At 64.8% G+C, this 1,220-nt stretch carries 1 protein-coding gene; it reads right to left on the bottom strand.

Features of this window, described 5'->3' with window-relative positions:
- The coding region (locus B879_RS23765) for a hypothetical protein (protein WP_202949672.1) at nt 1-1,015 on the bottom strand (1,015 nt) is incomplete at its 3' end.
- Between the last annotated feature and the right edge of the window lie 205 nt (nt 1,016-1,220).

Raw genomic sequence — 1,220 nt, 5'->3', positions numbered from 1 at the left:
ATTCCTTGATGATGGCCTGGGCCGTAGAGCCTTCGGGGACGTCGCTGATGTGGTGGAAGGCGAAGTGGCTGGACAGGCCCAGGGCGCGGGAGAGCTTGAGGTTGCGGGCGATGACTTCGGCGACGGTGCCGCGCACCAGGTGCCAGGCTTCCTCGACCAAAAGGTGCGTGGGCCGGCTCTGGGTGCGGTGGTGCAGCATGTTCGCCAGCCAGGTGTTCACCAGCGTCATCACGATGGCCAAGGCTGGGCCCGATTCGGGGAGGTTGGACACGTCGAAGACCGTCAGGCCCTCGCCGAGTTGGACCTCGGGGGAGGTTTCTCCGTCGATGAGCCCGGCAAGGTCATCGCTGATCAGCCGTTCGAGTTCGAAGGCGATTTCCAGGCCCCAACCGCGCAACTCGGCGCGCGTGACCTCCACCTCGGTTGCGTCCCGTTCGTCCGGGTGCAGCAGTGCGTCCATGACGTGGCTGATGGTTGCCACATATCCCTGCTCGGTGGCGGTGTGCAGCGCCCGGCGGTGGGCGGTGCGCAACGCCTTGCCCTCCAGGGGGGACAGGGGCCGGCCGAGGGCCTCTTCGGTGACGGCCCGCAGCAACATGGACTGACCGGCCGGTGACCCACTGTTGCGTTCGTCCTGATCCCCGGTCCCGATCCGGGGATCGAGGATGTTGATACAGGATCCACCGCCACCGATCCTAAAGATGATCGGTTCGCGGCCCAGATGCCGAGATAGCGGAGCATATTCTCCTTCTCCAGTGTTTTTCTGGAGTTTCTTGTCCAGGACGACGATGTCGCGGCCCAGAATCAGGGGACGGAGCAGTCCCCAGGTTTTCATGGCCGAGCTTTTCCCGGATCCGAGATCCCCGATATAGCAGACGTTGGGGTTCTGGACGGTGTGTCCGTAGGCGAAGAACGGGTCATGGCTGATGATCCACCCGGTGCTGGTGTCCAAGCCGAAGATCAGACCCTTGTGGTTGGTCGGGGGAGCGGCAACGGCCAGCAGGCTGGCTTCCATCTGCCGGGTGGAGGACAGGGCGCCAGGCGGAGCTGGGTCATAGAGCCCCAGCTTGGAGCCGGTGGACAGCCGCCGATGGGCGTGCCACCGCAAACTGTTCTCCCCAGTGGAAGTACCTTGGTCTTCTGACGTTCTGGGGTTCTTGCCTCGCCGGGACCGGCTCTGGCCCGCCGCACCGTCGTCTGTCCCCATGGACGGAACGCCG

This window comes from Cecembia lonarensis LW9 (assembly GCF_000298295.1).
GTDB classification, from domain to species: Bacteria; Bacteroidota; Bacteroidia; order Cytophagales; family Cyclobacteriaceae; genus Cecembia; species Cecembia lonarensis.
This window is presented reverse-complemented; position numbering and strand designations above follow the sequence as displayed.